This is a genomic window from Massilia brevitalea, assembly GCF_030711405.1.
Classification (GTDB): Bacteria; Pseudomonadota; Gammaproteobacteria; order Burkholderiales; family Burkholderiaceae_D; genus Telluria; species Telluria brevitalea.
Genome location: NZ_JAULSI010000019.1, coordinates 82,986 through 105,678 on the forward strand (window position 1 = coordinate 82,986; position 22,693 = coordinate 105,678).

A 22,693-nucleotide genomic window follows, 5' to 3' on the forward strand; every position below is an offset into this window, starting at 1 on the left:
GCAGCCGTGCGCTTTCATTGCGCTTGCTGGCGCGGTCCTGCAGCGGGGTGCCACTTACATTATAGTGATTGCTCAATTATAAAGGAGCGCCCATGCCCGCCCTCACCATCAACGGCAACACCACCACCCTCGACGTGCCCGACGACATGCCCCTGCTGTGGGCCCTGCGCGACGTCGCCGGTCTCACTGGCACCAAGTTCGGCTGCGGCGTGGCCATGTGCGGCGCCTGCACCGTCCACCTCGACGGCCAGGCGATCCGTTCCTGCGTGACGCCGGTATCGAGCGCGGTGGGCAAGCAGATCGTTACCATCGAGGCGGTCGGCAACGACCCGGTCGGCGCCAAGGTGCAGGACGCCTGGCGCCAGATCGACGTGGTGCAGTGCGGCTATTGCCAGTCGGGCCAGATCATGTCGGCCACGGCCTTGCTGAAAGCCACGCCGAAGCCGAGCGACGGCGACATCGACAACGCCATGAGCGGAAACATCTGTCGCTGCGGCACCTATGGACGCATCCGTCACGCGATCAAGATCGCGGCCGCGAAATAAGGAGTACACATGAGCCAAGTCAAAAAAGAGCAACGCGCCGTTGCAAACTCGCGCCGCCGCTTCATGCAGCTCGGCGCCACCGCCGGCGGCGGGCTGCTGTTCGGCTTTTCCCTGTTCGGCTGCAGCAAGGAAGACGACCGCAAGGAGGCGCCGCCGGAAAAAGCCGTCGGCCAGGCCTCGACCGAGCATTCCGATACCCCGGCCGGACTGGCGCGCGACGCCTTTATCCGCATCGACCGCGACGGCATCGTGACGCTTGTCATCCACAAGGTGGAAATGGGGCAGGGCACCTTTACCTCGATGCCGATGCTGCTGGCCGAGGAACTCGGCGCCGATCTGTCGAAAGTGAAGCTGGAACAGGCGCCGGCCAACAACGAACTGTATGCCGACCCGCTGCTGGGCGGCCAGGTGACCGGCGGCTCGACCTCGGTGCGCGGCGCCTGGCGCCCGCTGCGCGAAGCCGGCGCCATGGTGCGCGCGGTGCTGGTGCAGGCCGCGGCCAAGCAGTGGGATGTCGATACCGCCGATTTGCAGGTGGTGGCCGGCACCGTGCGCCACCAGGCCTCGGGCCGCTCGGCCCACTTCGGCGAACTGGTCGATGCGGCCTCGACGCTGACGCTGCCGAAAAACGTCAAGTTGAAGGACCCGGAACAGTTCGTCCTGATCGGCAAGGCCATGCGCCGCCTGGATGCGCCGGCCAAGGTGAATGGCACGGCCCAGTTCGGCATCGACGCGCGCCTGCCGAACATGGGGATTGCCGCCGTCGCCGCCTCGCCGGTCACCGGCGGCAAGCTGGTAGCGGTGGACGAGCAGAGGGCGCTGGCCGTGAAAGGCGTGCGCCAGGTGCTGCGCCTGGAGGGGGCGGTGGCCGTGGTGGCGGATCATTTCTGGGCCGCGAAACAGGGTCTGGCGGCAGCTGCCCCGCGCTTCGAGGATGGCGCCAATGCCAACGTGAGCTCTGGCGGCATCGTCGCCGACATGCTGAAGCTGTCGCAGGGTACCGGCGCCGTGGCGCGCGACGATGGCAATGCGCTGAAGGTGCTGGGCGAGGAAGGCGGACGCAAGATCGAGGCCGTGTACGAGCTGCCTTTCCTGGCGCACGCCACCATGGAGCCGATCAATTGCACCGTGGACCTTCGCGCCGATGGCTGCGACCTCTGGGTCGGGACCCAGGTGCCGGCCCTGGCGCAAGGGGCGGCGGCCAAGGTGTCCGGGCTGCCGGTCGAGAAAGTAAAAGTGCACAACTTTTATATTGGCGGCGGTTTCGGGCGGCGGCTGGAGGTCGATTACGTAATCCAGGCGGTGTCGTTCGCCAGGCTGGCCAAGGGACCGATCAAGTTCATCTGGACCCGCGAGGAAGATATCCAGCACGACATGTACCGTCCTTATTATGTGGACCGCCTGGCGGCGCGCCTGGACGACAAGGGTAAACCTGCGGCCTGGTTCCACCGCGTCACCGGTTCCTCGATCATGGCGCGTTTTGCGCCGCCGGCAGTCAAGAACGGCGTCGACCCGGATGCGGTGGAAGGCGCGGCCGATTTGCAGTATGCGATTCCGGCCATGCGCGTGGAATATGTGCGCCACGAACCGCCGGGCGTGCCGACCGCCTTCTGGCGCGGCGTGGGGCCGACCCATAACGTGTTCGTGGTCGAAAGTTTCATCGACGAATTGGCTGCGGCGGCCAAGCAGGACCCGGTGGCATTCCGCCGTGCCTTGCTGGAGAAGTCGCCGCGCACGCTGGGCGTGCTGAACCTGGCGGCGGAGAAGGCGGGCTGGGGCAAGCCTTTGAAACCCGTTGCCGGGCGCAAGGTGGGGCGCGGGGTGTCGACGCAGTTTGCGTTCGGCAGCTACATGGCGCAGGTGGCCGAGGTGTCGGTCGGGCCGGACGGCGACGTACGCGTGCACCGGGTGGTGTGCGCGGTCGATTGCGGGCAGGCGATCAACCCGGACGGGATCATTGCGCAGATGGAAGGCGGGATCGTGTTCGGCGCCTCGGCAGCGCTGTGGAACGAGATCACGCTCGACAAGGGGCGGGTGCAGCAGTCGAACTTTGGCGATTACCGCATGATGCGCATCCACGAGGCGCCGGTGGTGGAGGTGCACATCGTGAACAGCCGCGATGAGCCGGGCGGGATTGGCGAACCGGGGACGGCGGGGATTGCGCCGGCGTTGACGAATGCCGTGTTTGCGGCGACCGGGAAGCGGGTGCGCAAGTTGCCGATTGGGGAGCAGTTAAAAACATAAAGCGGCGTGATGTTGCCGTTGTAGGGTGGGCTCTTGAGCCCACGCGGTCTCATCGCTTGCCGGGTGATGCGTATGACAATGGACCGCTAACGTTGCGTCCGCGTGGGCACAAGTGCCCACCCTACGAACCCCGATACGCCAACAAATTTATTGGCGATCACTTCTCGGCATACGGATCCGGATACCCCAGCGCTTCCATCACGTCACGCTCGAACTGTTCCATTTCCTCGGCTTCCTCGTCATGCTCGTGGTCGTAGCCCTGGGCATGCAGCACGCCGTGCACCACCAGGTGGGCGGCGTGTTCTTCCAGCGTCTTCTTCTGCTCGTCGGCCTCGCGCTGCAGCACGTCGGTGCACAGCACGATGTCGGCCTGCACCGGGTCGTCCTCGCCCAGTTCCTCGCCTTCGTTGTAGGCAAAGGTCAGCACGTTGGTGGCGTAGTCCTTGCCGCGGTAGTCGCGGTTCAGGGTAAGGCCCTCGGCGGCGTCGACGAAGCGGATCGCCAGTTCGGCCGGGCCCAGCAGGGCCGAGCGTACCCAGCGTTCCACCAGCTCCGGGGTGATGGTGGCTTCCAGGCGCGTGTCCGGGTACTGGACGTCGAGTTCGAGATTATGGTTTTTTTCTTGCATTGCGGGCAGTCGTGGGTTTAGGAAGCGCGCCCAGTTCCTGGACTTCGCTGGCTTTTTCGTAAGCGTCGACAATGCGGCCCACCAGCGGGTGGCGCACCACGTCGGCACTCGAGAATTGCGTAAACGCGATGCCGCGCACGTCGCGCAGGACATGCATGGCGTCGACCAGGCCCGAGCGCTGGGTCTTGTGCAGATCGACCTGGGTCACGTCGCCGGTGACCACGGCCTTGCTGCCGAAGCCGATACGCGTGAGGAACATCTTCATCTGCTCCACCGTCGTGTTCTGGGCTTCGTCCAGGATCACGAAGGCGTGGTTCAGCGTGCGGCCGCGCATGTAGGCCAGCGGCGCGATCTCGATCACCTGCTTTTCGAACAGCTTTTGCGTGCGGTCGAAACCGAGCAGGTCATACAAAGCGTCGTACAGCGGACGCAGGTAAGGGTCGACCTTCTGGCTCATGTCGCCGGGCAGGAAGCCGAGGCGTTCGCCGGCTTCCACCGCCGGACGCGTCAGGATGATGCGTTTCACGGCGTCGCGTTCCAGCGCATCGACCGCGCAGGCCACGGCCAGATAGGTCTTGCCGGTGCCGGCCGGGCCGATGCCGAAGCTGATGTCGTGCTCGAGCACGGCGCGCAGGTACTGGATCTGGTGCGGCGTGCGTCCGCGCAAGTCGCTGCGGCGCGTCTTCAGGGTCGGGCTGACCAGCTCCGCGTTGTCTTCGCCGTCTTCTTCGTGCGTGGTCCCGGTGCTGGCAGCGGCGGCTTCGGCTGGCTTGGCGCTGTCGGCTGTCGGGCGCAGGCCGGCGCGCTGTTCCACCAGGGCCAGCTGCACTTCCTCGATCGGCACGACCTTGTTGGCCACTGCATAGAAGCGTTCGAGCAGTTCGACCGCGCGCTCGGCATTCGTGCCGGTGACGATGAATTTCTCGCCGCGGCGGAAGATGGTCACGTCGAGGGCCGCACCGATCTGGCGCAGGTTTTCGTCGAGCGGACCACACAGGTGGGCAAGCCGCGTGTTATCGAGCGGCTCGGGAATGAAGTACGAAGGCTGGGTAGGAGTGGTTTTCAACTGGCTTTGGCAATCGTATCGAGATTGGCGACGAGTTCGCCGCGCAGGGAATAATCCAGGGTTTCCGTGACGCGTACGTCGACCAGCTGGCCGACCAGTGCGTTGCCGGAAGCGCCTGGGGCGAAATAAATGACGCGGTTGTTTTCGGCGCGGCCCTGGAGCTCATTCGGATCGCGCTTGGATGGGCCTTCGACCAGGATGCGCTGGACGGTGCCGACCATGGCCGCGCTGAGCTTGCGGGTATTCGCGTCGATCTGGGCCTGCAGGCGCTGCAGGCGCGCCAGCTTGACCTCGTGCGGGGTGTCGTCTTCGAGATTCGCGGCCGGGGTGCCCGGACGCTTGCTGAAGATAAAGGAGAAGCTGTTGTCGAAGCCGACGTCCTGCACCAGTTTCATCATGGCTTCGAAATCGGCATCGGTTTCGCCAGGGAAGCCGACGATGAAGTCCGAGGAAATCGTGATGTCCGGGCGCACCGCGCGGATGCGGCGGATGATGCTTTTATATTCCAGTCCGGTATAGCCGCGCTTCATGGCTTGCAAAATACGGTCGGAACCGTGCTGCACCGGCAGATACAGGTGATTCACCAGCTGCGGAATCCTGGCAAAGGCGTCGATCAGGCGCTGGGTGAATTCCTTCGGGTGGCTGGTAACGAAGCGCAGGCGCTCGATACCGGGAATATCGGCAATGTATTCGAGCAGCAGCGCAAAGTCAGCAAATTCACCAACTGCGCCACCCTCCATCGCGCCGCGGTAAGCATTCACATTCTGGCCCAGCAACATGATTTCCTTTACGCCCTGGGCGGCCAGGCCGGCGACTTCGGTCAGCACATCCTCGAAGCGGCGCGAGACTTCCTCGCCGCGGGTGTAGGGCACGACGCAATAACTGCAATATTTGCTGCAGCCTTCCATGATCGATACATAGGCGACCGGGCCGTCGACCTTGGCCGGGGGCAGGTGATCGAACTTTTCGATTTCCGGGAAGCTGATGTCGACCTGGGCCGTGCCGCTGCTGCGCCGCTCGCGGATCATCTGCGGCAGGCGGTGCAGGGTTTGCGGGCCGAACACCATGTCGACGTGCGGGGCGCGCTTGACGATGGCCTGGCCTTCCTGCGACGCCACGCAGCCGCCGACGCCGATGATCAGGTCGGGGCGCTGGCGTTTCAGTTCGCGCAGGCGGCCCAAGTCGGAAAACACTTTCTCCTGCGCTTTTTCGCGCACCGAGCAGGTATTGAACAGGATGACGTCGGCGTCGTCCGGTTTATCGGTGCGCACCAGACCATCGGATGCGCCAAGCACGTCCGCCATTTTGTCCGAGTCGTACTCGTTCATCTGGCAACCGAAGGTCTTGATAAATACTTTTTTCTGCATGGAATGCTTCGTTAAAAGAAATGCTAACGCTTTGACAAAGCGTCAAGCGAGTTTACCGTAAATCCCTGTTTGAAGCCGAAAAGCGGCGTGCGGGAGGGGCGAATGAATGCTACCAAGAATCACTTATTGCCTGAATAAATCACGTTGTTAATCTATTCAGATTGTTAAATTGCGTTGAGGAATCAAAACGCGCTAGCCAAGGCAGAGTCAGGGTTTGCTCAGGATATTTCCTGTTGTAAATCAATACGTTCGGCTCGAATTCTTTCACACAAATTAACGGAAGAAATCTCTTGCGTGCGCCACAAATTATCCCCATGTGTTGAAATGCTTATGTGACAAGCTTTCCGCACGATAGCTTGATTTCCAACAATGACTCATGTGCTCAGGACGGATGTTCAAATACTGTGTGGGTCTGATAATTTGTTTGAAAGACAAGTGCGTTTGGGGGAGTGTTAAGCAGAGAGCATGCAAGCCGGCATGTTTCTTAAGTAAAGATTCAGATTGGGTCGGCAGACTTGTTCTGAATGTTGGCTCAAGAGCGTGTTCGGGAACTTATGTTGACAGAAGCACAGTCTTTACAAAGTTCGTAAAGAACTATTTTAAACTACACTCACGAGGTAAAAATCATGGCACATCATGCTTTGTCTTCACAGGAAAGCTACAACCCTAACCATCTGCTCGACATTCTGCTGGGCAAGATGCAACTGAAAAACGACGCCGCGCTGTCGCGCATGCTGGAAGTGGCCCCGCCGGTCATCAGCAAGATCCGTCACCACCGCCTGCCAGTCGGCGCCTCGCTGCTGATCCGCATGCACGAAGTTACCGGCATGAGCATTCGCGACCTGCGCGACCTGATGGGCGACCGCCGCACCAAATACCGCCTGTCCGACGCCCAGGGCCGCCCGAAACCAGAAGAGAAGGCAGCACAGGCCGCAGCGGCAGCCCAGCAGCAGCAACAGCAGCAATCGCAAGGCAACGAAGCTTCGCCGTCGACCGGTAATTATGCGCACTGATACCGGCGGCATGGCAGATTCTACTGCCGTGCCACCGGTGATGCGCGGCAGCTGCCCGGCGCGCTAAGCGCCGCGCACGCTGTCGGTTTTCCTTCCTCGTCCTTCCGGACGCACGTTTTCCCAGTCCTGCATTTTCCGGCGCCCTCCAGGGCAGGCCGGTATTTTTTTGCGTCCAGCGCGTGAACCGGGCGGATTGAGCGGCCCCAAGCAGGCAGGTCCCGGATACGGTATTCTCGCGCTGCCTCGGCGCGGCGTTTGCTGCCCGCCCGGGCGGCCTGGCTATTCGCCATGCCCTTCACCCAGACAAAGGACCCTACATGAAACTGTATTTCAGCCCCGGCGCCTGCTCGCTGTCCCCGCACATCGTCCTGCTCGAAACGGGCCTGCCCTTCAGCACCGAGCGCGTCGACCTCGGCAAGAAACGCACGGCCGGCGGCGCGGACTTCCGCAGCATCAATCCGAACGGGTACGTGCCGGCGCTCGAACTGGAGAATGGTACCGTGCTGACCGAAGGCCCGGCTATCGTCCAGTACCTGGCCGATCTCGCGCCGCAAACCGGCCTGCTGCCTGCCGTCGGCCAGGTCGAGCGCTACCAGGCCCTGGGCTGGCTGAACTACATTTCCACCGAGCTGCACAAGAACTACAGCCCGCTGTTCAAGCCGGACGCAAGCGACGACATGCGCGCCAACGCGCGCAAGATGCTGGCACTGCGCTTCTCGCACGTTGCAAGCCACCTGGAAGGCCGCGACTTCCTGGCGGGCAGCCAGTTCGGCGTGGCCGATGCCTACCTGTTCACCGTGCTGGGCTGGGCCGACGTGGTCAAGTTCAGCCTGGCCGACTGGCCGCAACTGCAAGTCTTCCGCGAGCGCATCGGTGCACGCCCGGCCGTACAGGCCGCCCTGCGCGCCGAAGGCTTGTTGAAATAAGTTGCATAAATAAAATGATGCTGCCCAGCTCCATGGGCGGTAACATGGCCGCATGACCAGCAAACGCTATATTGCCCTGTTACGCGGCATCAACGTGGGCCGCGCCAAGCGCGTGGCCATGGCCGACCTGCGCACCCTGGTGGCCGAACTCGGCCATACCGACGTGCGCAGCCTGCTCAACAGCGGGAACATCGTGTTCGGCGCGGGTGACATCAATCCGCTTGGCGCCGCCAAGGCTATCGAAGAAGCCATGGTGCTGAAACTCGGCGTGGCGGCGCGCGTGATGGTGCTGGACGATGCAGTCCTGGCCGCTGTGCTGGCAGAAAACACCTTGTTGCCGCTGTCGACCGACCATGCGCGCCTGCTGGTCTTCCTGCTGCCGGACGCGGCTGCGCGCGCGGCGATTGCGCCGCTGTGCGAACGCGACTGGGGCGAGGGCGCCCTGGCCGTTGGCCAGCATGCCGCCTATGTCTGGTGCCCGGATGGCGTGCTCGACAGCCCTGCGGCGGCCGCGCTCGGCAAGCAGCTGGGCGACACGACCACTTCGCGCAACTGGAATACCCTGTGCAAGCTGTATGCGCTCTGCACGGAAGCGCCGCGCATTACGAGGATGTGAAAAAATCGCCATGGCTGCGTTGCCTCGTCTCGCCGTACGCTCGTACTGTCTTCGACTCGGCGCCTTGCCCTGACAATTTTTTCACATCCTCTACGTGACGCGGTACTTAACGCGTCATTTGAACTTTTCGCTGCTGTCGCGCCGGCGTGCCCGGTAACCGAGCAGCACCAGGCCAACCAGCATCATCGCAAACACTTCCGGCTCCGGCAATTCCGACATGTGGCNGACGCGGTACTTAACGCGTCATTTGAACTTTTCGCTGCTGTCGCGCCGGCGTGCCCGGTAACCGAGCAGCACCAGGCCAACCAGCATCATCGCAAACACTTCCGGCTCCGGCAATTCCGACATGTGGCGCGGCGGGCCGACGACGTCGAGACGGGGTGTGGGGGCCAGGTCGGCGACCCGGGGCGGGGCGGCGGCATGCGGCGCCGACAGGTCGATGACGGTTGCCTGCGCCGCACCGCCCGCCAGCAGCCCCAGCGCCAGGGCGATAAAGAATCTGTTCACGATTGTTCCCTTCCTTGCAGATAGTGCTGGGTACAAACGCCTTTCGAAAAACCGGGGCGATCGTGCTGATGCCGCCGGCTATTCGAAAAGCATAACAAAAACCGCTGACCGAGTTGCGTTCGATTTGCGTGCGATGGGTGTGCACATCGCAGGCAGCAGCGCAGCGCCGCACGAACGTACTCCTTCGCCATGTTAAAGAAATGCGACAGGCATCAAGGCCGTGCATATCAATGAACCAAGATTTCGGTCTTCATTTATTGTCAAAAGGTCAAGCTCTTGCCGCTATGAATAGACGCTTTACCGATACTTTTGACAGGCTCACAACGAATTCCCTTGTCAGCCTTTCTACCTATGCTACCGATCAAGAAAATTTAAGCCTGGCGTATACATCTGGGTTTTCTTTACGGGTATAGTCTCCCTATCGCTGTTGCCTACCGGCATCAAAAAGATGTCGAATGCTTATCTGTTCGACTCCATGCGGCCTTTGAATACGCCGCCGCCATTCCGACAAGCGCACCCGGAAGGCCGCCTCCGCTTCACGCACTGTTGCATCACGCGCACCATACATTCGTAGAGTACCGAACATGCCCAACTTTGCCCGACTCCAGATCGCTTTCAAGAACGTGTACGTGCGCATTGCCGCAGCCGTGATGCTGGGTGCGATGACTGGCGTGGCGATCTGGTCGGCGGACAAGCCGCAAGACACGAGCCCGGTCGTCCACTCGCAGGACATTTCCGAAATCACGCGCCTGGCCACGCAAAAGGACAAGCTCGATTACCTGATGGTGGCCAAGCCGCTGTCGGAGTCGCCGCGCTATGTGTTCAAGTTCAAGGGTGCGCCGGAACTGCACGTGGTCAAGGTGCCGAGCACCTCGCACCTGAGCCTGGAACGCGAAGTCCTTCTGAAGAACGCCATTCCCTACTCGATCGCCAAGGACGACTACCTGGCTTCGCACAAGGCCGTGCTGGAAGAAGAAGGTTCGGCCGGCGACCACGCCGTCGACTTCATGAAGCGCCACGCCTTCGAGATCGTGCTGCTGCTCCTGATCGTGTATTGCCTGAAGTTCGGCATCCCGGGCATGGGTGCGAGCTCGACCATGATCACCCCGGACAAGCTGAAGGGCAGCATGGACGATTTGATCGGCATGGAAGACATCAAGCAGGAAGTGCTGCACCTGGAAGACATGATCCGCAACCGCGACGAATATGCGTCGCACAACATCGACAAGCCGTTCAACGTGATGCTGACCGGTCCTGCCGGCACGGGTAAAACCAAGCTGGTCGGCTATTTGGCCAAGCGCCTGAATTTGCCGCTGATCTCGGCCTCGGGCTCGGCCCTGGAATCGGGTTACGTCGGCGGCGGCTCGAAAGCCCTGAACGCCCTGTACCGCAAGGCTTGCGCCAAGGGCAAGTGCATCATCTTCCTCGACGAAGGCCAGAGCCTGTTCATGCCGCGCGGCCGCAGCGAAAAGAAATGGGAAGACGATACCGCCAACACCCTGCTCGGCCTGCTGGACGGCGTGAAGAGCGACAAGGGATCGGGCGTGATCTGGATCATCGCCTCGAACTTCGACGATGCCTCGACCGAGATGGACGAAGCGATGCTGCGCCGCTTCTCGGTGAAGATCAACTTCCGCCTGCCGAACAAGACTGAACGCCGCGAACTGCTGCGCAGCTTCCTGTCGCGTAAAAAAGAAGGCCTGGTCGACTACGACGACCTCGACCTGGACCAGGTGGCGGAAATCACCCAGAACCTGAGCCCGGCGCTGCTGGAAACCGTGGTCGAACGCGCTTCGATGCTGTCGATCCAGGAAAAGGCGATCATCAACACCGATTTGCTGTTCCGTGCCTACGAGCGCGCCACCATCGGCCTGACCGACCGCGCCACCACGGCTGAAAAACACAAGCAGCGCGAACGCATCGCCCTGCACGAACTGGGCCACTTCTTCATGCAGATCGACCCGCACCTGCGCGCCGGCCTGTCGCTCGACGAAGTGAAGGAAAAGTCGCACCTGCTCAAAATCTCGACCGAAGCCGTCTCGAAGATCGGCGCCCTCGGCTACGTGCTGCAGTCCGGTGACGACATGTCGCTGCGCACGCTGGAAGAACTCGAACGCGACGTGATCGGCCTGTACGGCGGCATGGCGGCCGAGGAGCTGTTCTACGGCGCCCGCGGTATCTCGGTCGGCGCCCAGAACGACATCGAGAAAGTGACCAAGATGCTGAACCTGATGGTCAATCGCCTGTCGATGTACTCGCGCTCGAAGATCGACTACAGCCAGCTGAAGAACGACGCCAGCGGCGAGCACACCCTGCGCCAGATGGAAGACAAGGCCGACGAACTGTACAGCTATACCCTGGGCGCCATGCGCGACTACCGCGCCATGATCGAGTCGATCAAGGACACGCTGCTCGACCAGTACGTGCTCTCAAAAGACGCCGTGTTCGCGCTGCTCGAAGAGCGCAAGGAACTGCTGCAGTTCGCACCGAAGCATGCGAACCTGAAGCTGTGCTCGGAGACGGGCGAGATGGTTGCCGCGTAATTCAGCTTCCCGCGTAAAAAAGCCCGCTGCGCGCAATGCGCCGGCGGGCTTTTTTTATTCGGGATAGTCGACCGTACGGTGGCACTCCGTGCCCACGCGGTTACGTGTTCATCCTTGCACACGCGGCAGGGATAATTCGCCCGCTGACGTTTCCGACGACGGTGCAAGATGCGAGGCAGGTTTTTCAGGCCGTCGCATGCATCGCGAGCGACGCGTCGCCGCAGCCGTCCATCGGATACGTACGTATCCGCGTGGGCACGGAGTGCCCACCGTACAGGATATGCCGCAATCCGCGCTTTAATGCGCGTGCTGCGCATCCTTCAAGGTATCGAGCACATAGCGCGTCATGCTCCCCGCCAGCTCGTGCTCGCCCAGGAACACCTTGCCGCCGGTATCCTCGCGCAGCAGCTCGGCTTCCTGCTCGTTATGCGTGCGCACCACCACGCGCACCGTCGGATTGAGCGCCTTGGCGGTCTCGATCATGGTACGCACGTGGAAGGTATCCGGCGTGGCGATCACCAGCACCGCCGCGCGCGCGATGTGCGCCTGGATCAGCACCGCCGGTTCCGCCGCATTGCCCACCACCGCCGGCTGGTCGCGCTTGCGCAGGGCGTCGACGATCTCGCGGTTCTGCTCGGCCACCACGTAATGGATGCCCTGCGCGATGAGGGCGTCGGCGATGCGCCGGCCCACGCGGCCGTAGCCGACCAGCACCACCTGGCCGCTGAGGCGCTCGTGCGGCACCGTCATCGGCAGCTCGGCCAGCGGATCGGGCGAGGATTCGAGCTTGCGCACCGCAGCGGAATTGGCGCGCAGCCAGCGCTGCAGCGGCTCGATCGCCGTGAACAGCAGCGGGTTCACCGCAATCGAGATGATCGCGCCGGCCAGGATCAGGCTTTGCCCTTCCTGCGGCATCAGGCCCAGCGAAATGCCGAGCGCGGCCAGGATGAAGGAGAACTCGCCGATCTGCGCCAGGCTGGCCGAGACGGTGATCGCGGTATTGAGCGGATAGCGCAGCGCCAGCACCAGCAGCATCGCCGCGATCGACTTGCCGAAGATGATGACGGCGACCACGCCCAGTACTTTCAGCGGGCTGTCGACCAGCACCATCGGATCGAACAGCATGCCGACCGATACAAAGAACAGCACCGAGAACGCGTCGCGCAGCGGCAGCGATTCTTCGGCCGCGCGGTGCGACAGATCGGACTCGCGCAGCACCATGCCGGCAAAGAAGGCGCCCAGCGCGAACGACACGCCGAACAGTTCCGACGAACCGTAGGCGATGCCGACGGCGGCGGCGATCACCGCCAGCGTGAACAGCTCGCGCGAATTGGTCTTGGCCACGCGCCACAGGAACCAGGGGAACAGCTTGCGCCCGACCAGCAGCATGAAGGCGATAAAGGCGCCGACCTGCAGCAGGGTCTTGCCGAGCGCGTACCAGATCGACACGTCGGCATCGGCGCCCTTGCCGCCGAGCGGGCCGGCAATCGCCGGCAGCAGCACCAGCACCAGCACCGTCACCAGGTCTTCAACCACCAGCCAGCCGACCGCAATACGGCCGTTCATGGAGTCGAGGATGCCGCGGCTTTCCAGCGCGCGCAGCAGCACCACGGTACTGGCCACCGACAGCGCCAGGCCGAACACCAGGCCGGCGCCCAGGCTCCAGCCCCACAGGTGGGCCATGCCGATGCCCATCGCAGTCGCTACCGCAATCTGCAGGATGGCGCCGGGCAGGGCGATCCGGCGCACGTCGAGCAGGTCGCGCAGGGAGAAGTGCAGGCCCACGCCAAACATCAGCAGCATCACCCCGATCTCGGCCAGTTGCGAGGCCAGCGACACATCGGCAACGAAGCCGGGTGTGGCTGGGCCGATGACGATACCGGCGGCCAGGTAGCCAACCAGCGCGGGCAACTTCAGGCGCACGGCGAGCATCCCGAAGAGGAGGCCGAAGCCCAGCGCGGCGGCAATGGTGGTGATCAGACTGAGTTCGTGATGCATGCAGTACAGCTCCTTATCAAGGTGGAATCGGAGCAGTATAAGCGACGTAGCAACATTGCTGATAAAAAAATAGAGCAGGGCTTCGGGCACCTGCGGCTTCCAGCGCGGCTGTATCTGTCTATAATCGAACGATAAAAAAGGACCACAGGTCCATACACAATCAGGAGACGAGCATGAACAAGGTTTATGTGACCGGCGTCGGGATGATCCCGTTCGCCAAGCCCGGCGCCAGCGCGCCGTATCACGAGATGGGCGCGCAGGCCGCCCGCGCCGCGTTGCAGGACGCCGGCATAGCCTACGCCGACATCGAGCAGGCCTACGCCGGCTACGTCTACGGCGACTCGACCTGCGGCCAGAAGGCCTTGTACGGCGTCGGCATGACCGGCATCCCCATCGTCAACGTCAACAACAACTGCTCGACCGGCTCCACGGCCCTGTTCCTGGCGCGCCAGGCCATCGCCAGCGGCGCCGCCGAGTGCGTACTGGTGCTGGGCTTCGAGCAGATGAGCCCCGGGGCCCTTGGCTCGGTGTTCACTGACCGCCCGGCGCCTTTCGACGACTTCGACGCCGTCACCGACCGCCTGGTCGGCAAACCCGAGATTCCGCTGGCGCTGCGCTACTTCGGCGGCGCGGGCCTCGCGCACATGGAAAAGTACGGCACGCCTTTGGAAGCATTCGCCCGCATCCGGGCCAAGGCCAGCCGCCACGCCGTGAACAATCCGCTGGCGCTGCTGCGCAAGGAGGTGTCGGCCCAGGACGTGCTCGACGCCCCCGCCATCTGGCCCGGCGTAATGACGCGCCTGATGGCTTGCCCACCGACCTGCGGCGCGGCCGCCGCCGTGCTGGTGTCCGAGGAGTTCGCGAAGAAGCGCGGCCTGCGCGCCGGCGTCCATATCGCCGCCCAGGCCATGACCACCGACCGCGCCAGCACCTTCGACGCGGGCGACATGATGCGCCTGGTCGGCTACGACATGAGCCGCGAAGCCGCCGCCAAGGTCTACGAACAGGCCGGCATCGGCCCAAACGATATCGACGTGATCGAGCTGCACGACTGCTTCGCCCACAATGAATTGATCACCTACGAAGCCCTGGGCCTGTGCCCGGAAGGCGGCGCCGACAAGTTCATCCGCGACGGCAACAATACTTACGGCGGCAAGGTCGTCACCAATCCTTCGGGCGGACTGCTGTCGAAGGGCCACCCGCTCGGCGCCACCGGCCTGGCCCAATGCTTCGAGCTGACCCACCAGCTGCGCGGCAGCGCCGGTGCGCGCCAGGTCGAGGGTGCGCGCACGGCCTTGCAGCACAACCTGGGCCTGGGCGGGGCCTGTGTCGTGACCATGTACTGCGCAGGCTGAACATGGAGATCACGCCTTCCTGGACCAATCCGGAACTCGATGGTTTCCGCGACGCCGTGCGCCGCTTCGTGGCCAGCGAAATCGCCCCGCACGGCGAGCGCTGGCGCCAGCAACAGCACGTCGACCGCGACCTGTGGAACAAGGCGGGCGAGATGGGCCTGCTCGCCGCCGACATCCCCGAGGAATACAGCGGCAGCGGCGGCAGCTTCGCCCACATGGCCGTGGTGTTCGAGGAACTCGGCTACGCCGGCGACATGGCCTTCGGCCTGCACGTGCACGCCATCGTCGCCCACTACCTGCTGAACCAGGGCACCGAGGAGCAGAAGCGCCACTACCTGCCCAAGCTGGCCAGCGGCGAGATGGTGGCGGCGATCGCCATGTCGGAACCGGGCGCCGGCTCGGACCTGAAGGGCATCCGCACCACGGCCACGAGGCCCACCCCCGGCGCCGAAGGCGGCTACCGCCTGAATGGCTCGAAGACCTTCATCTCGAACGGCTACCTTGCCGATTTGATCCTGGTGGTGGCCAAGACCGACCCGGCCGGCGGCGCCAAAGGCATCTCGCTGATGCTGCTGGAAACCCGCGACAATCCCGGTTTCCGCGTCGGCCGCATCCTGGAAAAGGTCGGCCAGAAGGGGCAGGATACCTGCGAGCTGTTCTTCGACGACGCGCACGTGCCGCTGGCGAACGTGCTCGGCGGCGAGGAGGGCAGGGGCTTCGTCCAGCTGATGACCGAGCTGCCCTACGAGCGCACCATCATCGGCGTGGCCGGCGTGGCCGCCATCGAGCGCGCATTGCACCTGACCGTGGAACACGCAAAGGAACGCCGCGCCTTCGGCCAGGCCCTGATCGAGATGCAGAACACCCGCTTCGTGCTGGCCGAAATCAAGACCGAAGCCACGGTGGCGCGCATCTTCATCGACCGCTGCGTCGAAGACATGCTGGCGGGCCGCATGGACACCGTACGCGCCTCGATGGCGAAATACTGGATCTCCGACCTGCAATGCAAGGTGGTCGACGGATGCGTGCAGCTGTTCGGCGGCTACGGCTACATGCTCGAATATCCGATCGCGCAAATGTACGTCGACGCCCGCGTCCAGCGCATCTATGGCGGCGCCAACGAGATCATGAAAGAGATCATCGCCCGCTCCCTGTGATGTCGGATGGGCGGTAGCGCCGTTGAACACTCGAAAACGAAAACACATGCCCGGACCCCTCACCGGTATCAAAATCATCGAACTGGTCGGCATCGGCCCCTGTCCCTTCGCCGCCATGATGCTGGCCGACATGGGCGCCGAGGTCATCCGCATCGACCGCAAACCCAGGCCCGGCGCCGAAACGCCTTTCCCCTCGCTCGGCACCAAATACGACGTCATGGCCCGCGGCCGCCGCTCCCTCGCCCTCGACCTGAAACACCCCGAAGCCAGGGAAGTCGTCCTGAAGCTCACAGAACAAGCCGACATCCTGCTCGAAGGTTTCCGCCCCGGCGTCATGGAGCGCCTTGGCCTCGGCCCCGACGCCTGCCACGCGCGCAACCCAAGGCTGGTCTATGGCCGCATCACCGGCTGGGGCCAGACCGGCCCCTTGTCGCAAGCCGCCGGCCACGACCTGAACTACATCGCCCTGTCCGGCATGCTGCACGCCATGGGCCGCGCCGACACCCCGCCCACCCCGCTCCTGAACCTGGTCGGCGACTTCGGCGGCGGCGCCATGATGCTGGCTTTTGGCGTGGTCTGCGCCGCACTGGAAGCGCGCAATTCGGGCAAGGGCCAGGTGGTCGACGCCGCCATGAGCGACGGTTCCGCCCTGCTCGGCGCCATGCTGTACGGCCTGCGCGCACACGGCTCCTGGCTTGATGCCCGCGGGGCCAACATGCTCGATGGCGGCGCCCCGTTCTACGACACCTATGCCTGCCGCGACGGCAAATTCCTGGCGCTCGGCGCGATCGAGCCGCAGTTCTACGCCCGGCTGCTGGCACTCACCGGCGCCACCGACCCGGACTTCGGCAAGCAGTGGAACCAGGGGCGCTGGCCCGAACTGAAGGCGAAATTCGCCACCCTGTTCGCCACCCGCACGCGCGACGAATGGTGCGCACTGCTCGAAGGGAGCGACGCCTGCGTGGCCCCCGTGCTCGACATGGCGGAAGCCCCTCGACACGCGCACAACCGCGCACGCGGCGCCTTCGTCGACATCGACGGCGTCACCCAGCCCGCCCCGGCGCCACGCTTCAGCCGCACCGTGCCCGAAGCCGGCGCCGCGCCCGCCACGCCCGGCCAGCACAGCGCCGAGGTGCTGGCCGACTGGGGCTGGCCGCCTGAAGCAATCGAAAAGCTGAAAACCTTTCAAGTCATATAGGATTGCTACGGAATAAACACTTACCGTACCCATGACGAAAGAACGCGAACTCGACCAATCGAAACGGCTGGCGCTGGCCTTCTTCATCGGCGCCGCCGCCCTATTCGTCCTCAGCTTTTTCCTGCCCCAGACCTGGTGGACGGGATTATTGAAAGCCTTTTCCGAAGCGGCGATGGTCGGCGCGCTGGCCGACTGGTTTGCCGTGGTGGCGCTGTTCAAGCGCGTGCCGATTCCGGTTGTCTCGCGCCACACCAACATCATCCCGAACAACAAGGCCAAGATCGCCGATAACCTGGCGCTGTTCGTGCGCGAGAAATTCCTCGATACCGAATCCATCGTCGGCCTGATCCGCAAGCACGACCCGGCGCAAAAAGTGGCCGACTGGCTGGTAAAACCGGCGAACACCGAGCGCATGGGCCACTACCTGGTGAAAGTCGCGTCCTGGATGCTCGACTTCACCGAAGACACGGCGATACAGAACTTCCTGCGCAAGGCCGTGCACTCGATGGTGAAAAGCGTCGATTTGTCGAAATCGGCCGGCACTATCCTGGAAAGCCTGACGCGGGGAGGGCGGCACCAGGAACTGCTGAACGAGGGCATTCACCAGTTGGCGACGCTGCTGGATAACGAGGAAACGCAATCCTATATTGCGCAGGGCATCGTCGACTGGCTGAAGGAAGAATATGCCTTTATCGAAAAGATGCTGCCTTCGGAGCTGATTGGCCGCAAAGGCGCGGATATCGCCGTGCGCCTGGCATCGGGCATCCTGAACAAGGTGAGCGAAGACCCGCACCACCCGCTGCGCCAGCGCTTCGATGTGTTCACGGCCGAATTCATCGCGCGCCTGAAAGCCGACCCGGCATTCAGTGAGCGCAGCGAGGAAATCAAGAACTACCTGCTGAACGACGAAGCGCTGAACAATTACCTGGCCTCGCTCTGGAACGAATTGCGCGCGTGGCTGAAACGCGATCTGCACAGCGAGAACTCGATGCTGCGCGGGCGCATCGAATCGGTGGGCGCCTGGCTCGGCCAGACCCTGGCCGAAGACCCGCAACTGCGCCAGTCACTGAACGAGAACCTGGAGCTGGCCTCGCGTGCGGCGGCGCCGGAATTCGCGGTCTTCCTGACCCACCACATCGCCGACACCGTGAAGAACTGGGACAGCGCCGAGATGTCAGAACAAATCGAACTGAATATCGGCAAGGATTTACAATTTATTCGCATAAATGGCACGATCGTCGGCGGCTTGATCGGGGTGATCCTGTACCTGCTGTCTTCCTTGCCGGGCATGATGCATTGACATCCAATCCGGCGTCGCACCAGCGCTGGGACAGGTAGTATTCGCTCATCCATCACCACGGCAGGGGGAAGCTCATGGATCAAGCACTCGACGCATGGCTGGCCGCACACCCGGAGATCGAAGCCATACCCGGACGCGATTTGTTCATCATTGCGCGTTACATGATTCCGATGGATGCCGCACTGATGCGCGGTTGCCTGGAAGCCGCCGGCATTCCGGCGGTATTGGCGGATGCACATTTGATGCAGGCGGACCTGTTACTGGCGCCCGCGCTGGGCGGCGTGCGCATTCTGGTGCCGGCCGATTACCTGCAGCAGGCGCAGGAAGTGATCGAGGCGTTTGGGCGGGGTGAATTCGAGTTGGATGAGGATGCCGAGGTATAAAGCTTATCGCCGACGTTTCTCGTACGGTGGGCACGCCGTGCCCACGCGGAACGATGAGCATGGTTGGCAGGGTTTCACCCCGTGACCCAAGCCCATCGAAACGTATCGGGATGATCATTTGGAAGCGCCAACAAATGGCATCCGTACGATTCAAATATCGCTGGCATGGTGCAGGCTTCCGCGTGGGCACAGAGTGCCCACCGTACGGTCGGCGTGGCGTGAACAAAAACCGCCGTATGAACAAAAAAAGCCGCCGATTCTTGCGAACCGGCGGCTTTTCTATCTTCTGGTGGTGATAGGTGGACTTGAACCACCGACCCCAGCATTATGAGTGCTGTGCTCTAACCAACTGAGCTATATCACCGAAACTGAGCACCGAAACTGAACAACGATACTGCTTAAAGCAAAATGGCCCGACTCGCGTGAGCCAAGCCATTTGCCTTGAATCCTGGTGGTGATAGGTGGACTTGAACCACCGACCCCAGCATTATGAGTGCTGTGCTCTAACCAACTGAGCTATATCACCGAAACTGAGCACCGAAACTGAACAACGATACTGCTTAAAGCAAAATGGCCCGACTCGCGTGAGCCAAGCCATTTGCCTTGAATCCTGGTGGTGATAGGTGGACTTGAACCACCGACCCCAGCATTATGAGTGCTGTGCTCTAACCAACTGAGCTATATCACCGAAACTGAGCACCGAAACTGAACAACGATACTGCTTAAAGCAAAATGGCCCGACTCGCGTGAGCCAAGCCATTTGCCTTGAATCCTGGTGGTGATAGGTGGACTTGAACCACCGACCCCAGCATTATGAGTGCTGTGCTCTAACCAACTGAGCTATATCACCAAAGAGAACGATATTATCCAAGGCGGAACGCGCTCTGTCAAGGCTGCTTCAGCGAAACAGTGCGCGTTTTTCTTGGCAGTGCTAATCCGACAAGCCGTCCAGGTGGCGCAGGATCTCGCCGGCCGGGTCGCGCCCCATGAAGTCGACCACGATCCGCTCCGGCATCGCGCGCAGCCAGGTCAGCTGGCGCTTGGCCAGCTGGCGCGTGGCGATGATGCCGGTCTCGAGCAGGCCGGCGCGGTCGATCTTGCCGTCGAGGTAATCCCAGCTCTGGCGATAGCCGACGCAGCGCATCGACGGCAGATTCGGCGACAGATCGCCGCGTGCACGCAGGCGCGCCACCTCGGCCACGATGCCGGTGTCGTCGGACGTGCCCAGCATCTGCTCGAAACGCAGCGCGATGCGCTTGTGCAGGATGCTGCGGTCCGGCGTCTCCAGCGCAAACGACACCAGCTCGAACGGCAGCACCGGTTTTGCGCGCCGCGCCAGCAGTTCCGACATCGGCTTGCCGGACAGTTCGATGATCTCCAGCGCGCGGTTGATGCGCTGGGCGTCGGCTGGCGCCAGGCGGTCCGCCGTCACCGGATCGAGCAAGCGCAGTCTGGCGTGCATGCCGGGCCAGCCGATTTGCGCGGCTTCCGCATCGAGGCGCGCGCGCACGGCGGCATCGGCGGTCGGCAAGTCGTCCAGGCCCTCGGTCAGCCCCTTGAAATACATCATCGTGCCGCCGACGAGCAGCGGCAAGGCGTCGCGTGCGCTGATCTCGGCCACCAGGCGCAGCGTGTCGTTCCTGAACTGGGCCACCGAATAGGCGTCGAGCGGGTCGATGATGTCGATCAGGTGGTGCGGCACGGCGGCCAATTCCTCGGCGGTCGGCTTGGCGGTGCCGATGTCCATCTCGCGGTACACCAGGGCCGAGTCGACCGAGATGATTTCCACCGGACGCGCGCGCGCAATGGCCAGCGCGGTCGCAGTCTTGCCCGACGCGGTCGGGCCCATGATCGCCACGGCCAGCGGCCGGGCGTTGTCTACTTCGTTGAACATGTTATTGACCGCGCAGGAACAGTTTGTCGAGGGCCGCGATGTCGAGCTGGACCCAGGTCGGACGGCCATGATTGCACTGGTCGGCGCGCTCGGTGCTTTCCATCTGGCGCAGCAGCGCGTTCATCTCTGGGATGGTGAGGATGCGGTTGGCGCGCACCGCCGTGTGGCAGGCGAGTGTGCCGAGCAGCTCGTTGCGGCGCTCGATCAGCACACGCGAGCCGCCGAATTCGCGCACGTCGCGCAGCACGTCGCGCGCCAGCGTCTGGGCGTCGGCGTTCTTCAGCAGCGTCGGCACCGCGCGCACGGCCAGCGTGGTCGGCGACAGGGCGGCGATGTCGAAGCCGAGGGCTTTGAGCGTGTCCTGGTGGTCGTTGGCGGTGGCCACCTCGATGGCGTCGGCAAAGAAGGTCACCGGAATCAGGAGCGACTGCACCTGCATGTCCTGGCCGTCGACCTGGGCGTCGAGTGCATTCTTCAACTGCTCGTACAGGATGCGCTCGTGCGCCGCGTGCATGTCCACCAGCACCAGGCCGCGCGTGTTCTGGGCCAGGATGTAGATGCCGTGCAGCTGGGCCAGCGCGAAGCCGAGCGGGAAGTCGTCGTTGCTGGGCGCGTTCGATACGGCCGGCATCGGCGCCACCTGCAGCGGCGCCGATGAAGCCGACCGTTCAGGATCGGCAAACAGCGCGCCGTAACTGGCAGTGGATTGCGCCACACCCTGCGTTGCCGGCGCATCCCAGCGGCTGCCCGGCGGGTAGGGCGATGGCGAGAAGGTCGGCGCCAACTGCGCGCCGAACGAGGTCTGTTCATGCGGACGGCGCCAGTTTGCAGTCACATTCGCGTTCGAGGACGTCGGCGTGATCTCGGCCGCGCTCAGGGGCGGCGGCACGCTGCCGTGCGCCGTGGCCGAGGTCTGCGCCAGCGCGCGCTGCACCGCGTGGAATACGAACTGGTGCACGGCGCGGCTGTCGCGAAAGCGCACTTCGGTCTTCGATGGGTGGACGTTGACGTCGACCAGCGCCGGGTCGAGGTCCAGCGCCAGCACGTACGAGGGGAAGCGGTCGCCGTGCAGCACGTCCTGGTAGGCGGCGCGCACCGCGTGCACCAGCACCTTGTCGCGGACAAACCGTCCGTTCACGTAGAAGAACTGGCCGTCGGCGCGCGCCTTGGAGGCGGTCGGCAAACCGGCATAGCCGAACAGGCGCAGCGGCCCGGCCGACTCGTCGATGGCGATGCGCGCCTCGGCGAAATCGCTGCCGAGGATCTGGCTGCTGCGCCGGGCCATTTCGCCCACGGTCCAGTGGTCGATGGTGCGGCCGTTATGCGTGAGGCTGAACGAGACGTCGGGGCGCGCCAGCGCGATGCGGCGCACGACTTCGGCGCAGTGGCCGTATTCGGTCTGCTCGGATTTTAAAAACTTGCGGCGCGCCGGCGTATTGAAATACAAATCCTGCACGTCGATGGTGGTGCCTAGCGGGCCGGAGGAGGGCACGACCTGGCCCAGGTGCGAGCCGACGATTTCCCAGGCATGCGGCGCGTCCTTGGTGCGCGAGGTGATCGACACCGCCGCCACCGAGGCAATCGAAGCCAGCGCCTCGCCGCGAAAGCCCAGCGTCGCCACGTTCTCGAGGTCGGTCAGCGAGGCGATCTTCGACGTGGCGTGGCGCGCCAGGGCGAGCGGCATCTGGTCGGGCTCGATGCCGCGGCCGTTGTCGGTGATCGCGATGCGCTTGACGCCGCCTTCCTCCAGGCGCACCGTGATCTGGGTGGCGCCGGCGTCCAGCGCATTTTCCAGCAACTCCTTGACGACGGCCGAGGGCCTCTCGACCACCTCGCCAGCGGCGATCTGCGAGATCAGCTGGTCGGGAAGTTGCTGGATGGGACGATGGGTAGGGACGGGCGCGTTCATCGTTCGGATTATATCGCGCGCCGAAATCGCCGGCCCATCCTCCG

General features: G+C 63.4%; 19 protein-coding genes and 4 tRNA genes. 11 read left to right on the forward strand and 12 right to left on the reverse strand.

Annotated elements, in window-relative coordinates; translation table 11 throughout:
* The first annotated feature begins 92 nt into the window (after positions 1-92).
* Positions 93-545 (forward strand): (2Fe-2S)-binding protein, encoded by a 453-nt coding sequence (locus QWL29_RS13835; RefSeq protein ID WP_305823461.1) that lies wholly within the window; start codon positions 93-95, stop codon positions 543-545.
* A gap of 9 nt (positions 546-554) precedes the next feature.
* Positions 555-2,789, forward strand: coding sequence for a xanthine dehydrogenase family protein molybdopterin-binding subunit (locus tag QWL29_RS13840; RefSeq protein ID WP_305823462.1), 2,235 nt, complete (start codon positions 555-557; stop codon positions 2,787-2,789).
* Positions 2,790-2,946: 157 nt separating this feature from the next.
* On the opposite strand, the gene ybeY is transcribed toward QWL29_RS13840, so the two are convergent.
* The 3 genes from ybeY to miaB are packed head-to-tail and all read right to left on the reverse strand — an operon-like array spanning position 2,947 to position 5,850.
* Positions 2,947-3,417: an rRNA maturation RNase YbeY gene (gene ybeY / locus QWL29_RS13845; protein WP_305823463.1), complete on the reverse strand. Its 471-nt coding sequence runs from the start codon at positions 3,415-3,417 to the stop codon at positions 2,947-2,949.
* Entirely contained in the window at positions 3,398-4,483 is a 1,086-nt protein-coding gene (locus tag QWL29_RS13850) for a PhoH family protein (protein ID WP_305823464.1), read from the reverse strand. The genes ybeY and QWL29_RS13850 overlap by 20 nt, the downstream gene beginning before the upstream one ends.
* Positions 4,480-5,850, reverse strand: a complete 1,371-nt coding sequence (gene miaB / locus QWL29_RS13855; RefSeq protein WP_305823465.1) for a tRNA (N6-isopentenyl adenosine(37)-C2)-methylthiotransferase MiaB — start codon at positions 5,848-5,850, stop codon at positions 4,480-4,482. The genes QWL29_RS13850 and miaB overlap by 4 nt, the downstream gene beginning before the upstream one ends.
* Before the next feature lie 626 nt (positions 5,851-6,476).
* Here miaB and QWL29_RS13860 point away from each other — a divergent pair.
* The 3 genes from QWL29_RS13860 to QWL29_RS13870 all read left to right on the forward strand — a co-directional run bounded on the left by QWL29_RS13860 (position 6,477) and on the right by QWL29_RS13870 (position 8,405).
* Entirely contained in the window at positions 6,477-6,863 is a 387-nt protein-coding gene (locus tag QWL29_RS13860; protein WP_305823466.1) for a hypothetical protein, read from the forward strand.
* A 317-nt stretch (positions 6,864-7,180) separates the two neighbouring features.
* Positions 7,181-7,789, forward strand: coding sequence for a glutathione transferase GstA (gene gstA / locus QWL29_RS13865; RefSeq protein ID WP_305823467.1), 609 nt, complete (start codon positions 7,181-7,183; stop codon positions 7,787-7,789).
* 52 nt (positions 7,790-7,841) lie between these two features.
* Positions 7,842-8,405: a DUF1697 domain-containing protein gene (locus tag QWL29_RS13870; protein ID WP_305823468.1), complete on the forward strand. Its 564-nt coding sequence runs from the start codon at positions 7,842-7,844 to the stop codon at positions 8,403-8,405.
* A 114-nt stretch (positions 8,406-8,519) separates the two neighbouring features.
* Here QWL29_RS13870 and QWL29_RS13875 read toward each other — a convergent pair whose 3' ends face one another.
* Positions 8,520-8,624, reverse strand: a complete 105-nt coding sequence (locus QWL29_RS13875; protein WP_305823469.1) for a PEP-CTERM sorting domain-containing protein — start codon at positions 8,622-8,624, stop codon at positions 8,520-8,522.
* A gap of 24 nt (positions 8,625-8,648) precedes the next feature.
* Entirely contained in the window at positions 8,649-8,912 is a 264-nt protein-coding gene (locus QWL29_RS13880) for a PEP-CTERM sorting domain-containing protein (RefSeq protein ID WP_305823470.1), read from the reverse strand.
* A gap of 584 nt (positions 8,913-9,496) precedes the next feature.
* Here QWL29_RS13880 and QWL29_RS13885 point away from each other — a divergent pair.
* Positions 9,497-11,455 carry an AAA family ATPase gene (locus QWL29_RS13885; protein WP_305823471.1) on the forward strand — a complete coding sequence of 653 codons (1,959 nt, stop codon included), beginning with the start codon at positions 9,497-9,499 and terminating at the stop codon, positions 11,453-11,455.
* A gap of 297 nt (positions 11,456-11,752) precedes the next feature.
* On the opposite strand, the gene QWL29_RS13890 is transcribed toward QWL29_RS13885, so the two are convergent.
* On the reverse strand, positions 11,753-13,453 hold the full coding sequence (locus QWL29_RS13890; protein WP_305823472.1) for a cation:proton antiporter domain-containing protein: 1,701 nt from the start codon (positions 13,451-13,453) through the stop codon (positions 11,753-11,755).
* Between the two features lie 173 nt (positions 13,454-13,626).
* On the opposite strand from QWL29_RS13890, the gene QWL29_RS13895 reads away from it, so the two are divergent.
* The 5 genes from QWL29_RS13895 to QWL29_RS13915 all read left to right on the forward strand — a co-directional run bounded on the left by QWL29_RS13895 (position 13,627) and on the right by QWL29_RS13915 (position 18,846).
* A complete protein-coding gene (locus QWL29_RS13895; RefSeq protein WP_305823473.1) occupies positions 13,627-14,808 on the forward strand; it encodes a lipid-transfer protein in 1,182 nt (393 codons plus the stop codon).
* A gap of 2 nt (positions 14,809-14,810) precedes the next feature.
* Positions 14,811-15,965, forward strand: a complete 1,155-nt coding sequence (locus tag QWL29_RS13900) for an acyl-CoA dehydrogenase family protein (protein WP_305823474.1) — start codon at positions 14,811-14,813, stop codon at positions 15,963-15,965.
* A gap of 46 nt (positions 15,966-16,011) precedes the next feature.
* Positions 16,012-17,163: a CaiB/BaiF CoA transferase family protein gene (locus tag QWL29_RS13905; protein WP_305823475.1), complete on the forward strand. Its 1,152-nt coding sequence runs from the start codon at positions 16,012-16,014 to the stop codon at positions 17,161-17,163.
* 31 nt (positions 17,164-17,194) lie between these two features.
* Complete coding sequence (locus tag QWL29_RS13910) at positions 17,195-18,463, forward strand: DUF445 domain-containing protein (protein WP_305823476.1); 1,269 nt, start codon at positions 17,195-17,197, stop codon at positions 18,461-18,463.
* 74 nt (positions 18,464-18,537) lie between these two features.
* Positions 18,538-18,846 (forward strand): putative signal transducing protein, encoded by a 309-nt coding sequence (locus QWL29_RS13915; RefSeq protein ID WP_305823477.1) that lies wholly within the window; start codon positions 18,538-18,540, stop codon positions 18,844-18,846.
* Positions 18,847-19,133: 287 nt separating this feature from the next.
* Here QWL29_RS13915 and QWL29_RS13920 read toward each other — a convergent pair.
* The 6 genes from QWL29_RS13920 to mutL form a co-directional block, all read right to left on the reverse strand.
* Positions 19,134-19,210: transfer RNA gene (locus tag QWL29_RS13920), tRNA-Met, on the reverse strand.
* 85 nt (positions 19,211-19,295) lie between these two features.
* Positions 19,296-19,372, reverse strand: a tRNA-Met gene (locus QWL29_RS13925).
* 85 nt (positions 19,373-19,457) lie between these two features.
* Positions 19,458-19,534: transfer RNA gene (locus QWL29_RS13930), tRNA-Met, on the reverse strand.
* Between the two features lie 85 nt (positions 19,535-19,619).
* Positions 19,620-19,696 (reverse strand) — tRNA-Met (locus tag QWL29_RS13935).
* A gap of 81 nt (positions 19,697-19,777) precedes the next feature.
* Positions 19,778-20,740, reverse strand: a complete 963-nt coding sequence (miaA, locus tag QWL29_RS13940; RefSeq protein ID WP_305823478.1) for a tRNA (adenosine(37)-N6)-dimethylallyltransferase MiaA — start codon at positions 20,738-20,740, stop codon at positions 19,778-19,780.
* A gap of 1 nt (position 20,741) precedes the next feature.
* Positions 20,742-22,649, reverse strand: coding sequence for a DNA mismatch repair endonuclease MutL (mutL, locus tag QWL29_RS13945; protein WP_305823479.1), 1,908 nt, complete (start codon positions 22,647-22,649; stop codon positions 20,742-20,744).
* Positions 22,650-22,693 lie beyond the last annotated feature (44 nt).

Bases quoted from the DNA above. Each gene is read 5' to 3' on its own strand.
- miaB (WP_305823465.1), bottom strand. From the start codon at position 5,850: ATGCAGAAAAAAGTATTTATCAAGACCTTCGGTTGCCAGATGAACGAG.
- QWL29_RS13840 (WP_305823462.1), top strand. From the start codon at position 555: ATGAGCCAAGTCAAAAAAGAGCAACGCGCCGTTGCAAACTCGCGCCGC.
- QWL29_RS13890 (WP_305823472.1), bottom strand. From the start codon at position 13,453: ATGCATCACGAACTCAGTCTGATCACCACCATTGCCGCCGCGCTGGGC.
- QWL29_RS13870 (WP_305823468.1), top strand. From the start codon at position 7,842: ATGACCAGCAAACGCTATATTGCCCTGTTACGCGGCATCAACGTGGGC.
- QWL29_RS13895 (WP_305823473.1), top strand. From the start codon at position 13,627: ATGAACAAGGTTTATGTGACCGGCGTCGGGATGATCCCGTTCGCCAAG.
- QWL29_RS13885 (WP_305823471.1), top strand. From the start codon at position 9,497: ATGCCCAACTTTGCCCGACTCCAGATCGCTTTCAAGAACGTGTACGTG.
- QWL29_RS13860 (WP_305823466.1), top strand. From the start codon at position 6,477: ATGGCACATCATGCTTTGTCTTCACAGGAAAGCTACAACCCTAACCAT.
- QWL29_RS13905 (WP_305823475.1), top strand. From the start codon at position 16,012: ATGCCCGGACCCCTCACCGGTATCAAAATCATCGAACTGGTCGGCATC.
- QWL29_RS13915 (WP_305823477.1), top strand. From the start codon at position 18,538: ATGGATCAAGCACTCGACGCATGGCTGGCCGCACACCCGGAGATCGAA.
- mutL (WP_305823479.1), bottom strand. From the start codon at position 22,649: ATGAACGCGCCCGTCCCTACCCATCGTCCCATCCAGCAACTTCCCGAC.
- QWL29_RS13875 (WP_305823469.1), bottom strand. From the start codon at position 8,624: ATGTCGGAATTGCCGGAGCCGGAAGTGTTTGCGATGATGCTGGTTGGC.
- miaA (WP_305823478.1), bottom strand. From the start codon at position 20,740: ATGTTCAACGAAGTAGACAACGCCCGGCCGCTGGCCGTGGCGATCATG.
- ybeY (WP_305823463.1), bottom strand. From the start codon at position 3,417: ATGCAAGAAAAAAACCATAATCTCGAACTCGACGTCCAGTACCCGGAC.
- QWL29_RS13835 (WP_305823461.1), top strand. From the start codon at position 93: ATGCCCGCCCTCACCATCAACGGCAACACCACCACCCTCGACGTGCCC.
- QWL29_RS13910 (WP_305823476.1), top strand. From the start codon at position 17,195: ATGACGAAAGAACGCGAACTCGACCAATCGAAACGGCTGGCGCTGGCC.
- gstA (WP_305823467.1), top strand. From the start codon at position 7,181: ATGAAACTGTATTTCAGCCCCGGCGCCTGCTCGCTGTCCCCGCACATC.
- QWL29_RS13900 (WP_305823474.1), top strand. From the start codon at position 14,811: ATGGAGATCACGCCTTCCTGGACCAATCCGGAACTCGATGGTTTCCGC.